This window comes from Protofrankia symbiont of Coriaria myrtifolia (genome assembly GCF_900634755.1).
In the GTDB taxonomy this organism is placed as follows: domain Bacteria; phylum Actinomycetota; class Actinomycetes; order Frankiales; family Frankiaceae; genus Protofrankia; species Protofrankia coriariae.
Window position 1 is genome coordinate 1 of record NZ_CAAAFS010000093.1, and the last position, 13,125, is coordinate 13,125.

Genomic DNA, 13,125 nt, shown 5'->3' on the forward strand with positions numbered 1-13,125 from the left:
GCCCGGGGACGCCCTCACGTCCTCACCCCAGGATGTGTTGCGGGCGGCTTCCGCCGAGAACTTCCCGGTGTCTCCGCTGATCCTGCCGGCCCGGCAGCGGCAGCACCTGTTCGCCATCTACGGATTCGCCCGCCTCGTCGACGACATCGGTGACGAGGCGAGCGGCGACCGGCTCGCACTGCTCGACGCGCTGGAAGCCGATCTTGACCGAATCTGGGGCGGGACGCCCACACTCCCGGTCATCCAGGCGCTGGCACCGACCGTCCGGGAATGCGGTCTGGCGCCGGAGCCGTTCCGCCGGCTCGTCGCGGCCAACCGGCAGGACCAGCTGGTCACCCGCTACGACACCTTCGATGACCTGCTGCGTTACTGCACCCTGTCCGCCGATCCGGTGGGACACATGGTGCTCGGTGTCTTCGGCGTCAGCACCCCTGACCGGGTCGAGCTGTCGAACCGGGTCTGCACGGCGCTGCAGATCGTCGAGCATGTGCAGGACGTGGCCGAGGACTATGCCGCCGGCCGAATCTACCTGCCCCGGGAGGACCTCGACAGCTTCGGGGTGCACGAGCGGGACCTCGCGCACCCCAGCGCCGGCCCGGCGGTACGGGAGCTGATCGCCTTCCAGGTGCTGCGTGCCCGCCGGATCCTCGACGAGGGCACGCCGCTGGTGGGTCTGGTCGAGGGCCGGCTGCGGCTGCTCCTGGCCGGGTTCGTCGGCGGTGGCCGCGCGGCGCTGGACGCGGTCGAACGGGCCGGGTGCGACGTCCTCGGCGGCGCCCCGACCGCGCCGAAGCCACGGATCGTCCGCTACGCCCTGGCGGTGGCGCTGACCTCGCTCACCCCGTCCGCCCGGCGGGCGGCCCGCTCGGCGCGCGTCGTGCTGCCGCCGCTGGTCACCGGCGGTGGGATCATCAACAGGCCCGCTGCGGGTGGAGGTGGCGAATGACCTCCGACGGTCGTTTCCGGTCGCCGACGGTAGAGGAAGCATACGCGTCCTGTGAGGCGCTGACCCGTGAGGCCGCACGCAACTTCGCCTACGGCATCCGGCTGCTGCCGGTCGACAAACGGGCGGCGCTGTCCGCGGTGTACGCCTTCGCCCGCCGGCTCGACGACATCGGCGACGGTGACCTGCCCCTCGAGGAGAAGGCCATCCGCCTGGCCGCGGCCCGGGCGGACATCACAGGGCTCGGCGCGGCCAGCTCCGACCCGGTTCTGATAGCTCTGGATGACGCCTGCCGGCGCTTCCCCATCCCGGTGGACGCCTTCTGCGAACTGATCGACGGTGTCGAGATGGATCTGCGTGGGGTCACCTACGAGTCCTTCGACGACCTTGTCGAGTACTGCCGACGGGTGGCCGGCACCATCGGGCGTCTGTCGCTGGGGATCTTCGGCACGCAGGCGGCGCACGCGGACGCGGGGGCCGCCACGGTCGCCGACGAGCTCGGGATCGCCCTACAACAGACCAACATTCTCCGAGACGTCCGGGAGGACCTGATTACCGGCCGGATCTATCTGCCCCGGGCCGAACTGGAAAAGGCCGGGATCACCCTTGCCCTCGGCCCGGACGGCAGGCTCGGCGGTCCCGAGGACGCACTCGTCGAATACCTGCGGGAGTGCGCGCAACGGGCCGACGAATGGTACGGGCGCGGTCTGAAACTGCTGACCATGCTCGACCGGCGCAGCGCCGCGTGCTGCGGGGCGATGGCCGGGATCTACCTGCGGCTCAACCGCCGGATCAGGACCGATCCCGCCCCCGTCCTGCAGCAGCGCTTGTCGCTGCCGGGCTGGGAGAAGGCGGTGGTGGCCGCGCGCAGCCTGGCCGGGCGCCCGGAGGTGTCGGCCGCATGAGCGTGGATACCGGGACGCCGTCGGACGCGCCGCCATCAGAACAGGCACCGAAACAGGCACTGCCTGTCGTGACACAGCCCGCCGCGGCGCTCGCCGCCGGGCCGCCGCCGCCGGGCGGTCACCGGATGGTCGTCGTCGGTGGTGGGCTCGCCGGCCTGTCGGCCGCGCTGACCGCCGCGGACATCGGCGCGGACGTGACTCTGCTGGAGGCACGGCCGCGGCTGGGCGGCGCCACCGCCTCGTTCGCCAGGGACGGGCTGTGGGTCGACACCGGCCAGCACGTCTTCATGCGCTGCTGCACCGCCTACCGCGGGTTCCTCCGCCGGCTCGGCGTCGAGCACCTGACCACCCTCCAGCAGCGGCTGGACGTCCCGGTGCTGCTCGCCGACTCCGGTACGAACGCCCGGCTGCGGCGTACCCGCATCCCCTGGCCGGCGCCGCTGCACCTGACCCCGGCGCTGCTGGGATACCGCGCGTTCCCGTTCGGCCAGCGGCTGCGGGCCGCGCTCGCCGCCTACCAGCTGGGCCGGCTCGACCCGAGTCGGCCCGAGGTGGACGGTGTCTCGTTCGGCAGCTGGCTGGCCCGCCGGGGCCAGTCACCGGCCACGATCGAGGCGCTGTGGGAACTGCTGACCGTCGCCACCCTCAACGCCCCCGCGGACGCGGCCTCCCTCGGGCTCGCCGCCAAGGTTGTGCGCACCGGCCTGCTGGAGCGGGCCGACGCTGGGGACATCGGCTGGGCGGAGGTGCCCCTCCAGCGGCTGCACGGGGAGGCGGCGGCCTCGGAGCTCGCCGACGTCGGCGCGGACGTGCGGACCAGCGTGAAGGTCCGCACAATCGACCGGACGGCGACCGGGTGGCGAGTGGTCACCGACAGCGGCACGCTCGACGCCGACTCGGTGGTGCTCGCCGTGCCGCCGCCGGCGGCGGCGGCCCTGCTGCCCGCGGGCGCGGTGGCGGACCCGAAACGATTCGTCGACCTTGGCTCGTCACCGATCGTCAACGTGCACATGATCTACGATCGGCCGGTGCTGCGGGGGCCCTTCCTGGCCGTGGTGGGGTCCCCCGTCCAGTGGGTCTTCGACCGGACCGCCTCCAGCGGGATCGCCGAGTCGGTGGCCGATCACCCCGAGCGTGCGGGCGCGCAGTACCTGGCGATCTCCCTGTCGGCCGCGGACGACTGGATCGACCGGCCCGCCGGTGAGATCCGTGACATTTTCGTCGAGGAGATGCGTCGGCTGCTGCCCGCCGCGCGGGACGCCGAGGCGATCGAGGTGTTCGTCACCCGGGAGCGCACCGCGACGTTCCGGCAGGCCCCCGGTACCCGGGCGCTGCGTCCCGGCCCGGCCACCGAACTGCCCGGGCTCGCGGTGGCCGGCGCGTGGACCGACACGGACTGGCCCGCGACCATGGAGGGCGCGGTGCGCAGCGGGCTGGCCGCGGCAAAGGTGGCGCTCGGTGGCTGGCGCCCCAGGCCGCCGTCACCCGGCCCGGCCCGCCGGTTGCTGCCCGTGGTCGTGACATCCGGTGGTACTCCTGCGCAGTTGGGAGGATGCGGGTCGTCGCCGGCCAGCCCGTGTAAAACGTCACAATCGTCCCGGACGCCGGAGACCAAGGTCCCTGGCGAGAGACCGTCGTCTTCTAGCCCACCGGGATCATCGGCTCCCGGGCCGACGGGCGCACCGAGCGCCCCGCCGCCGCCGGCGGCATCCCCACAGCCGAGTCCACCGTCGACCCCACCGACTCCGCCCAGTTCGCCGGCTCCGCCGGCCCCGCCGGTGCCGCCTACTTCGCTGGCACCGCCGGCCCTGCCCAGCGAGCAGGCTCCGTCCACCGAGCAGGCTCTGCCCACCGAGCAGGCTCCGCTACCCGCGCCGACGTCGGCGCCGACATCCGCGGCGGCCTCGACCGCGGCTCCAGGCGCGACGCCGAACGCAACATCGATATCGACAGCGTCACCGACAGGGGGATTCCCGGCATGACCACGTTGGTTCCCGAAGCGATCGAGCGGGGCCGGACTCTGGCAGTGCCGGCGCTACGCGCCGCTGTCGACCGGCTCCATCCCCGGCTGCGCCGGGTGGTCGCCTACCACCGCGGCTGGACCGACGCGGAGGGCACGCCGCTGCCGGGCGGCGGCGGCAAGCTGGTACGTCCGGCACTGGCACTGCTGTCCGCGGAGGCGGCCGGTGCCGCGGTCGAGGTCGGGCTGCCCGGCGCGGTCGCGGTCGAGCTCGTCCACGACTTCTCCCTGCTGCACGACGACCTCATGGACGGCGACACCGAGCGCCGTCACCGGCCCACCGCCTGGACCGTCTTCGGCGCCGACGGCGCGATTCTCGCCGGTGACGCCCTGCTGGGGCTGGCGACCCAGGTGCTGCTGGAGGTCGAGGGGGAGCCGGGCCGCCGCGCCGCGATCATGCTCGGCGCAGGCGTGCAGGACCTCGTCCGCGGCCAGGCCGAGGACCTGTACTTCGAGACCCGCAACGACGTCACCGTCGCCGACACCCTGACGATGGAGGACGGCAAGACCGGCGCGCTGCTGTCCTGCTCGGCCGCGATCGGCGCGGTGCTCGCGGGCGGGCGGACGGAGCTCGTCGACGGCCTCGCCGAGTTCGGCTCCCGGCTGGGGACGGCCTTCCAGCTCGTGGACGACCTGCTCGGCATCTGGGGCGACCCGGCGGTGACCGGCAAGCCCGTGCTGTCGGACCTGCGCTCACGCAAGAAGTCCGTCCCGGTCGTGGTGGCGCTGGACGCCGGTGGCGCCGACGCCGACGAACTGCGCACCTTCCTCGCGTCCTCGGGAGACGCTTCCGAGAGCGAGCTGCACCACATTGCACGGCTGGTGGAACGCGCCGGCGGGCGGGAGTGGACCACGGCCGAGGCCGACCGCCAGCTCGACGAGTGCGCCAAGCTGATCGCGTCGCTGTCCCTGCCGCCGCTGGTGGAAACCGAACTGCTTGCCCTGGCCCGCTTTGTCACCGAACGGGATCGGTGACAAAGCCGTGACACCGCTGTTCGTACCGCACCGGGACCCACATGTGGACGGGAGCTGCCGATGAGTTCGACCACCGACTACGAAGTCTCCCGCGAAACCTTTTCCGACACGGTGGCGGCAGCCGCCGTCCGGGCCCGCGACCACCTGCTGGGGCTGCAGTCCGACCAGGGCTGGTGGAAGGGCGAGCTTGAGACCAACGTCACCATGGATGCCGAGGACCTTCTGCTCCGGCAGTTCCTCGGCATCCTCACCCCGCAGGAGGCCGAGGAGACCGCCCGCTGGATCCGCTCGCAGCAGAGCGAGGACGGCACCTGGGCCACCTTCTTCGGCGGCCCGGCCGACCTGAACGCCACCTTCGAGGCGTACGTGGCGCTGCGCCTGGCCGGCGACAGCCCGGACGCACCGCACATGCGGTCCGCGGCCGAGTTCGTCCGGGCGAACGGCGGCATCGCCCGGACCCGGGTCTTCACCCGGATCTGGATGGCGCTGTTCGGCGAGTGGTCCTGGGACGACCTACCGGTGATGCCGCCCGAACTGGTGCTGCTGCCGTCGTGGTTCCCGCTCAACCTGTACGACTTCGCCTGCTGGGCCCGGCAGTCGATCATGCCGTTGACGATCATCGGGTCGTTGCGGCCGAAACGTTCCCTCGGTTTCGAGATCGACGAGCTCCGGGTGGACGTCCCGCCGAAGCCGCCGGCGCCGCTGCGCTCCTGGCCGGGCGCGTTCGAGCGGCTGGACGCGGTGCTGCACCGCTACGAGCGCCGCCCGCTGAAGCTGCTGCGCCGGCACGCGCTGCGCCGGGCCGCCGAATGGATAGTCGTCCGCCAGGAGGCCGACGGCTGCTGGGGCGGCATCCAGCCGCCCTGGGTGTATTCGATCATGGCGTTGACGCTGCTGGGCTACCCCATGAACCATCCGGTGATCGTTGCCGGCCTGCGGGGGCTGGAGCGTTTCACCGTCCGCGAGCGGACGCCTGCCGGGATGGTCCGCCGGCTGGAGGCCTGCCAGTCCCCGGTGTGGGACACCGCGCTCGCCGTCGTCGCCCTGCGTGACGCCGGTCTGGCCGCTGATCACCCGGCCGTGGTGCGTGCCGCCCGGTGGCTCGCGGACGAGGAGGTCACCGTGGCCGGCGACTGGGCGGTCCGACGCCCGGCGCTGGCGCCCGGCGGGTGGGCCTTCGAGTTCGACAACGACCTGTACCCGGACGTCGACGACACCGCCGAGGTGGTGCTCGCTATCGAACGCATCCTCGGTCCCGGATACGGACAGGGCCTCGGATACGGACAGGGCCCCGGATACGGACAGAGCCCGCGGCACGGGCGGGACACAGCCGACCCGTCGCCCGCGCCGGGTGGACTCGAGGCGGCCGAACCCCAGCTCGCGGCCCGGCTGCGGGACGCGGGACGCCGCGGGGTGGACTGGACCATCGGGATGCGCTCCGCGGGCGGGGTGTGGGGGGCCTTCGACGCGGACAACACCCGGACGCTCCCCACGAAGCTGCCCTTCTGCGACTTCGGCGAGGTGATCGACCCGCCGTCCGCGGACGTCACCGCGCACATCGTGGAAATGCTCGCCGAGGTCGGCCAGGCCAACAGCCCGATCACCGAACGCGCGGTCCAGTGGCTGCTGGACAACCAGGAACCGGGCGGGTCGTGGTTCGGCCGTTGGGGGGTCAACCACATCTACGGCACCGGCGCGGTCGTCCCGGCCCTGATCGTCGCCGGCGTCCCGGCCGACCATCCGTCGATCGTCCGGGCGTTGCGTTGGCTGGTCGAGCACCAGAGACCCGACGGCGCGTGGGGCGAGGACCTGCGCTCCTACACCGACGACACGTGGATCGGCCGGGGCGAGGCGACCGCGTCGCAGACGGCGTGGGCGCTGCTGGCGCTGCTCGCCGCCGACCCGGCATCCTCGGCCGTCGAACGCGGGGTGCGCTGGCTGGTCGACACGCAGCGCCCGGACGGGACCTGGGACGAGCCCTACTACACCGGCACCGGTTTTCCCGGTGACTTTTCGATCAACTACCACCTGTATCGGCTGGTCTTCCCACTGACCGCGCTCGGCCGATACCTGAGCGGCAGGTCCGCATCATGACCTTCTCGGCACCGGAGACATCGAGGACGTCGGTTCCCGCCGAAGCCCCCACGGCGCCGACGCGAGCATCCGCGGGACCGGCCGCACCGGTACCGGCACCCGCGGCACCGGCTGCGCCGGTCGTACCCGCGCCCGTCGTACCCGCACCGGCCGTACCCGCGCCATCCGCACCGGCGCACGTACCGACGGCGGCGCCAGGGCCGGCGGCGGCACCGACAGCGCCTTCCGTACGGAAGGCGCTACCACTGGTGGCGACGCCGCCGGTGTCGGCGGCAGACGTGCCGGCGCAGACCCCGGCGGTACCGGCATCCGAAGGCCTTCCGGCCGGGACGGCCGGGTCGGCCGGGGCCGGGGCCGGGGCTCTCGGCGTACCCGCGCCGGGCCGCCCGCCCCTTCCGCGGCGGCGCCCGCGCCTGGTGGTGGCCGCGCCGCTGCGGCTGGAGGCATGGGCCGCGGCCCGCTCGGGTCTGCCCGCGGGCACGATCCTCGTCCGCACGGGTATGGGGCCGGAGCACGCCAGCCGCTCCACCCGCATCATCCGGGAGGCGCGGGCCGACGCCGTCGCCCTGGTCGGTCTCGGCGGCGGCCTCGGCCCGGGGGTGAAACCCGGGGACGTGGTGGTGGCTGACGAGGTCCGTACCGCCGACGGTTCGGTCAGCGCCCGCTGCCTGTCCGCGCCCCTGCTCGCCGGCGAACTGCGGCGGGCCGGGCTGACCGTGCACGTCGGCCCGGTGGTGTCGGTGCCACGGCTTGCGGTCGGTACCGCTCGCACCGAGCTCGCGGCCACCGGCGCGATCGCCGTGGACATGGAGTCGGCCCAGGTCGCCCCGGGCGCGAACGGGGTGCCGCTGGCCATCATCCGCGTTGTCGTCGACACCGCCGAGCAGCCGTTGGGACGTCTCGACCTGGCCCGCCGGGGGATCGCCGGGCTGCGGACGATGATGACCTTCGGGCCGGTGCTCGAACGGTGGGCGGCGGCCGTCGGGCCACGGCAGGTGCTGCTCGCCGAGCCCCGGGCGTTCTGCGCCGGGGTCGAACGGGCGATCGAGGTGGTCGAGCGCGCCCTGGAGTTGCACGGCGCGCCCGTCTACGTCCGCAAGCAGATCGTCCACAACAGCCACGTGGTTGCCGATCTCGCCAGCCGCGGCGCCGTCTTCGTCGAGGAGCTCGACGAGGTGCCGCCCGGCGCGACCGTGGTCTTCTCCGCGCACGGGGTCGCCCCCGCCGTGTGGGACCAGGCCGGTGACCGCAACCTGTCGGTGATCGACGCGACCTGTCCGCTCGTGGAGAAGGTGCACGCGGAGGCCCGCCGGTTCACCGCGCGGGGGGACACCGTCCTGCTCATCGGCCATGCCGGGCACGAGGAGGTGGACGGGACTCTCGGGGAGGCACCAGGGAAGATCAAGCTGGTGGAGTCGCCCGCCGACGTCGCCCACCTGGAGGTCGACGACCCGCAGCGGGTGACCTACCTGATGCAGACGACGCTTGCCGTGGACGAGGCGGAGGAGGTTGTCGACGCGCTGCGCGACCGCTTCCCGGCCGTGATCGGCCCCGGGTCCGCGGACATCTGCTACGCGACGTCGAACCGGCAGAACGCGATCCGGCGGGTGGCTGTCGAGGCCGATGTGGTTCTCGTCGTCGGGTCGCAGAACAGCGCCAACTCGCGTCGGCTCGTCGACGTGACCGAGCGTGAGGGTGTGCCCGCCTATCTCGTCGGGGATGTCGGCGAGGTGGAGATGAACTGGCTGGCCGGCGCGGACACCGTCGGTATTTCCGCGGGTGCTTCCGCGCCTCCCACCCTGGTCGACGAACTGACCCGGGCGCTGTCGGGCCTGGGACACACCACCGTCGGCGTGCGTTCGGTGGGGGCCGAGACGATTTCCTTCCATCTTCCCAAGGAGCTGCGCCGCTCGGTCCGGTGAGGGCGGCCGGGTAGCTGGTCCGCTGGCCACCCTCTGCTGCTTCCCGCCCCTGATTCCCGTGGCGTATCGATTCCCCGGTCGGTTTCGGCCGGGGAATCGGCGTTTCTCCGACGCGGTGAAGCCCGCGGTAGTTGACGGAGAAATGGTTGACGTAGTTGAAACGGCATGTTCGGATACGGAGAGTCACATTCTTTGTCTTTGGCGCAGCTTTGTGAGTATGCGGTGAAAAGCACAGGATGTGACTTCTGCTACGGTCCACCGGATGCGCCAGATGTCGACCAGCGGGGTTCTCGCGGACCCGCCGTCGTCGCACCGCGACCTCGGCTCTCTCGACTCCCCTGGCTCCCCCGGTGACCTCGAGACCCTGGCGGACGTCGGGACGGCCACCGGTCGTACTCCAGAAGCCCGTGGCCCGCTGCGACGGCTGCTGGGCGGACGGCGCGACCCGGGCCGACAGCCGGGCCCGGGCTGGCAGCAGCACCTGGGCGGGTGGCAGCGCCTGGGCCGGCGATGGCGGCCGTCCCGGGCCGGCCTCACGCTCGCCGCCCTAGCCACGCTGTCCTTTGTGATGAGCGTGCTGCTGCAGAGCACGCTGTTCCGTCACGGCTCGGGTGACGCGGACGAGGCCGCCTATGTCATGCAGGCCAGGATGTTGCTGCACGGGCAGCTCACCCTTGATCAGAATCTGGCGGAGCCGTTCTTCCGCCCCTGGCTGACCGGCGTCCACGACGGGCGGGTGTTCACCAAGTACCTGCCGGGCTGGCCCGCGATGCTGGCCGCGTCCCAACTGCTGTTCGGGACGATGATCGTCGCTCCGGCGCTGGTGGCGGCGGCCTGGGTGATCGGGGTGTACCGCCTTGCCCGGGAGTTGTTCGACGATGTGGCCACCGCCCTCCTCGCCGCCGCGTTCCTGGCGTTCTCCCCGCTGGTGGTCGTGCACACGGCGCTGCCGATGGCGTACGCGTTCACCGCGGCGGCCCTGACGATCGCGATCGCCGAGGCGGCGCGCGGCACCCGCACGGGTTCGCGCCTGTCGCTGCTGGCCGGCGGCGTGGCACTCGGCCTCGCGGCGACGGCCCGCCCGTTCGACGCCCTGCTGGTGACGCTGCTCTGTGCGCTCATCGTGACAGCACGTTGCGTCACCGGCGTACCTTCCGTCGGTGCCCTTCTCACCGAGGGCCTTCCCGCCGGTGGCCTTCTCAGCGGTGGGCTTTCCGTCGGCGGGCGGCTGCTGGCGGGCCGCCGACGGCGGCTGTCACCGTGTGCCCTGCTGCGTCACACCTGGTGGATCGGGCTCGGGGCGCTGCCGTTCGCCGTGGCCGTGGCCGCCTTCTGCCGACATGTCACCGGATCGGTGCTGCTGCTGCCGCTGGCCGCCGCCGATCCGCTGGATCGTTTCGGTTTTGGTGAGCGCCGGATCCTGCCGTCCGAACCGTCGTTCCTCTTCACCCGCCGGCTCGCGCTGCAGGCGTGGGAGGAGACCGTCGCAGCCGCTCCCGGCTGGCTCTTCGGCGGCCGGGCGCTGGTCGTGCTCGCGATAGTCGGCCTGCTGGTGGCGGAGCGCCGCCGCGCCCGGCTGCTGCTCGCCGCCAACGTGCTGCTGGTCTTTGTCGCGTATTTCTCTCTGGTGGGGCAGCGCCATGGCGATGCCGAGCCTGCGCGACGGCATCGGCCCGCATTACCACATGGCGGCGCTGACACCCGTCGTCGTCCTCGCCGCCTCCGGGGCGTGCTGGCTGTGGCGCTGCCTGCCCGGCCGCTTCCTCCCGCGGCCGGCCCGTGGCCTGCCGGCCCGCGCGCTGGTGGCCGGCGGCTGCCTGCTGGCGCTGGCGGCGGTGACCGTACCCGCCATCCCCGGCAAGGTCCGGGTCCAGCGGTACGTGAACACGGTGGACGAGCATGTGCTCGGCCTCGTCCCCGACGATCTCGGCGGGCCTGCGGTCGTGATCGTCGCCCCGCCGCTCCCGAGCTGGTACACCCAGGTTCCCTACCATCTCCTGCGCAACAGCCCGGACCTGTCGGACGAGGTGCTGTACGCCGCGGACATCGGCCCGGCCATCGTGGGGCTCGCCGCACGGATGCCGGAGCGTCGGCTGTACCGGCTGCGCCCGGACGAACTGCCGGCCGCGGATGGGCTGCCAACCGCGGCCGAGCCCGGCAGCCCACGAGGCTCGTTCGTCGAGCTGCGCACGGTCACCAGTGGGACGATCAACGTCCGGGTGTCGGTGACCGTCCCCGCCGGCCATCCCTACGCGCAGCTCTACCTGCGTCTAGGCGACCGGGCGCAGACCTACCCGCTCGCCACCGGCACGGACGCCTCCGGCGCGGCACGCACGGTGACCTGGACGCTGGACGGACGCTCCGACTCCAGCCTGGGCGGGCTGCCGCGGCCCGGGGCGGGCGGGCCCGCCGCCGACACGGACCCTGCCGAGGTGGGCCCTGCCGCGGAGTTGGTTGTGGGGCTGGTCGCGGGCGGCACGCCCGATCTGGCCGGGCCGTGGCGGTGGGAGGAACGCATCCCCCTGCAACGACGATCCGACGGTTCCCTGGTCCTGCTGGCTCCCGGCGCGGGTTTCCGGCAGACGCCGGAACTCCCCGCGGGCGCCTGGGAGCAGGTCGCTCTGACCGGCACGCTCGATGTCGCCCTTGAGCCGATACCGCTCCCGGAACCGGCGAACCGATGACGGGTGCGTGGTAAGTATCCGGCGATCCTGTGGAAGGGCACACCGAGAAACCGCCCGGAAGCGCTGGCCAGAGCCGTGGTTGTCCTGACGGCCACCGCGCCCCACATGGCCGTCGACCTCGACGAAGCGGCGGCGCGCCTGCGGGTCGGTGGCGCGGGTGTGCTGGCCATCCCCTACGACCGGCACCTGGCGGCAGGCGGAAGGATCCAGGCGCCCCTGCTGGCGGAAACCACGCGGGAACGCACCGCCCGCCTCGCCGCCGACCTCCTCGACCGGGCCGTACGCAGCTGACCCCCACCGGGGCGCCCCAGATCTGCGAACGGAGCGATGACGTGGCTTTCGCCCCCGGGTCGCCTCTGTTTTTCGACGGCACGGCTCCGCTCGCGGTTGCCGGGCCGTTTTCCCGCGCTGGGATGCGGATCTGGGGTTTTGCCGGCTGTTCTGGCTAGCGGGAGGATGGTAGGAAAAGGATGGTGTTGACGTATCGGTGGCCGCTGCCGGTCAGTACCGCTCGAAGGTAGCCGTGGTGGGCCAACGGTGCCATTTCCCGCTGGTGGCCGACCAGATCGAAGTCGTCCAGTGGGCGCATTCTCCCGCGGTCGAGGAACCAGCCCCGGTAGTGCCAGCTCCGTAGCAGTTCCAGGGTCGCGGCCGCTGGGCTTCGGCTGTCCTCGATCTCGACGACGAGATTCGGGCGCCAGCGCCGGATAATTCCTTCCGCACCGCGTAGCACGGCGAGTTCGTGTCCTTCCACGTCAATCTTCACGAGTCCGACGTCGTCGACGTCGAGGCTGTCGAGACGGACCGTCTCGACCTTCACGGTGTGCTCGGTGTGTCCGGTACGCTCGGCGTGCCCGCAGCCCTGGGGGAGCAGGCAGGCGCGCCCTTCGGTGCCCCGGCCACCCGGTGGCAGCCACAGCTCGGCGAAACCCTCCACATCGGACGCGGCCTTCGGCACCACCGTGACGTTCGGCCGGCAGGTGCGGGTGACGAAGGCGGCCAGCTCGGGGTTTGGTTCCACCGTCACGACGCGGCGGGCGTGCCGCGACATCCAGTGGCTCCACGGGCCGTACCAGGCGCCGACGTCCAGGGCGGTCTGTCGCGGTGTGACAAATGTGCCCACCCGGCGCAGTATCGGTTCGAACCGGCGGTGGGCCACGGCGACCGCGGCCGCGAACATCCGGTCGGGGGCCAGTTCGGCGAGCACGTTCACGACAGTCAAGAACGGTTCCTTCCCGATGTGGTGGCCGCTGTTTTTGACCGCCGTTTCGGACACAGTTTCCCGGACCCGCTGAAATCGTCCGGAAAAAGCAGATCAAATATATTCTGGACAGCCCGTCATACCGCTGCTGGAGGACGCCGAAGTGAATGCGGAACGACGTGGAAGCAGTATGCCCGAACCTGGCCCAGGCAAGGGTGACCGCGGTGGGGAGGGTCGTGAACCGGGCTGACGGTCCGAAACGGCCGTCGGGCGTCCGGAATATTTACGATCATTCTTCTTTCGTGCCCGGTTCCGGGATCGCCGAAGCATTGTCCGGGTACGGATCGCCCGATTCGGGTGTGCCGGCGGCCGGATTTCTGG

11 protein-coding genes are annotated in these 13,125 nt (G+C 72.2%); 8 read left to right on the forward strand and 3 right to left on the reverse strand.

All coding sequences use genetic code 11. The features are described from left to right. From hpnC to ispH, 6 genes are all read left to right on the forward strand, one after another. Positions 1–946 (forward strand): squalene synthase HpnC (hpnC, locus tag CM1CMNOD_RS05355; RefSeq protein ID WP_131773867.1); only part of this gene is annotated, 946 nt, incomplete at its 5' end. Further along, the gene (hpnD, locus tag CM1CMNOD_RS05360) at positions 943–1,848 is read left to right on the forward strand and encodes a presqualene diphosphate synthase HpnD (protein WP_013872641.1); all 906 of its coding nucleotides are present in this window, start codon (positions 943–945) and stop codon (positions 1,846–1,848) included. The genes hpnC and hpnD, both read left to right, overlap by 4 nt. Further along, positions 1,845–3,830, forward strand: coding sequence for a hydroxysqualene dehydroxylase HpnE (gene hpnE / locus CM1CMNOD_RS05365; protein ID WP_013872642.1), 1,986 nt, complete (start codon positions 1,845–1,847; stop codon positions 3,828–3,830). Before hpnD ends, hpnE begins: the two co-directional genes overlap by 4 nt. Further along, the gene (locus CM1CMNOD_RS05370; RefSeq protein ID WP_013872643.1) at positions 3,827–4,843 is read left to right on the forward strand and encodes a polyprenyl synthetase family protein; all 1,017 of its coding nucleotides are present in this window, start codon (positions 3,827–3,829) and stop codon (positions 4,841–4,843) included. Before hpnE ends, CM1CMNOD_RS05370 begins: the two co-directional genes overlap by 4 nt. A 60-nt stretch (positions 4,844–4,903) precedes the next feature. Beyond that, the gene (locus CM1CMNOD_RS05375; RefSeq protein WP_013872644.1) at positions 4,904–6,937 is read left to right on the forward strand and encodes a terpene cyclase/mutase family protein; all 2,034 of its coding nucleotides are present in this window, start codon (positions 4,904–4,906) and stop codon (positions 6,935–6,937) included. Continuing rightward, on the forward strand, positions 6,934–8,859 hold the full coding sequence (gene ispH, locus CM1CMNOD_RS05380) for a 4-hydroxy-3-methylbut-2-enyl diphosphate reductase (RefSeq protein ID WP_083828155.1): 1,926 nt from the start codon (positions 6,934–6,936) through the stop codon (positions 8,857–8,859). Before CM1CMNOD_RS05375 ends, ispH begins: the two co-directional genes overlap by 4 nt. 678 nt (positions 8,860–9,537) lie before the next feature. Here ispH and CM1CMNOD_RS24325 read toward each other — a convergent pair. Together CM1CMNOD_RS24325 and CM1CMNOD_RS21530 are read right to left on the reverse strand one after the other, a co-directional pair. Then, positions 9,538–10,002, reverse strand: coding sequence for a hypothetical protein (locus CM1CMNOD_RS24325; protein WP_431307073.1), 465 nt, complete (start codon positions 10,000–10,002; stop codon positions 9,538–9,540). A 112-nt stretch (positions 10,003–10,114) separates the two neighbouring features. After that, a complete protein-coding gene (locus CM1CMNOD_RS21530) occupies positions 10,115–10,528 on the reverse strand; it encodes a hypothetical protein (protein WP_157490977.1) in 414 nt (137 codons plus the stop codon). Between CM1CMNOD_RS21530 and CM1CMNOD_RS21535 the strand changes: the two genes are divergently transcribed. Both CM1CMNOD_RS21535 and CM1CMNOD_RS05390 read left to right on the forward strand, forming a co-directional pair. After that, a complete protein-coding gene (locus CM1CMNOD_RS21535; protein WP_050803346.1) occupies positions 10,500–11,543 on the forward strand; it encodes a hypothetical protein in 1,044 nt (347 codons plus the stop codon). The genes CM1CMNOD_RS21530 and CM1CMNOD_RS21535 overlap by 29 nt on opposite strands. A 3-nt stretch (positions 11,544–11,546) precedes the next feature. After that, positions 11,547–11,834, forward strand: a complete 288-nt coding sequence (locus CM1CMNOD_RS05390; RefSeq protein ID WP_013872646.1) for a hypothetical protein — start codon at positions 11,547–11,549, stop codon at positions 11,832–11,834. A gap of 154 nt (positions 11,835–11,988) precedes the next feature. Here CM1CMNOD_RS05390 and CM1CMNOD_RS05395 read toward each other — a convergent pair whose 3' ends face one another. Then, the gene (locus tag CM1CMNOD_RS05395) at positions 11,989–12,756 is read right to left on the reverse strand and encodes an FkbM family methyltransferase (protein WP_277602668.1); all 768 of its coding nucleotides are present in this window, start codon (positions 12,754–12,756) and stop codon (positions 11,989–11,991) included. Positions 12,757–13,125 lie beyond the last annotated feature (369 nt).

What these genes read in the sequence shown, in the direction of transcription:
- CM1CMNOD_RS05375 (WP_013872644.1), top strand. Translation starts at nt 4,904, where the DNA reads ATGAGTTCGACCACCGACTACGAAGTCTCCCGCGAAACCTTTTCCGAC.
- CM1CMNOD_RS05370 (WP_013872643.1), top strand. Translation starts at nt 3,827, where the DNA reads ATGACCACGTTGGTTCCCGAAGCGATCGAGCGGGGCCGGACTCTGGCA.
- hpnD (WP_013872641.1), top strand. Translation starts at nt 943, where the DNA reads ATGACCTCCGACGGTCGTTTCCGGTCGCCGACGGTAGAGGAAGCATAC.
- CM1CMNOD_RS21530 (WP_157490977.1), bottom strand. Translation starts at nt 10,528, where the DNA reads ATGCCGTCGCGCAGGCTCGGCATCGCCATGGCGCTGCCCCACCAGAGA.
- hpnE (WP_013872642.1), top strand. Translation starts at nt 1,845, where the DNA reads ATGAGCGTGGATACCGGGACGCCGTCGGACGCGCCGCCATCAGAACAG.
- CM1CMNOD_RS21535 (WP_050803346.1), top strand. Translation starts at nt 10,500, where the DNA reads ATGGCGATGCCGAGCCTGCGCGACGGCATCGGCCCGCATTACCACATG.
- ispH (WP_083828155.1), top strand. Translation starts at nt 6,934, where the DNA reads ATGACCTTCTCGGCACCGGAGACATCGAGGACGTCGGTTCCCGCCGAA.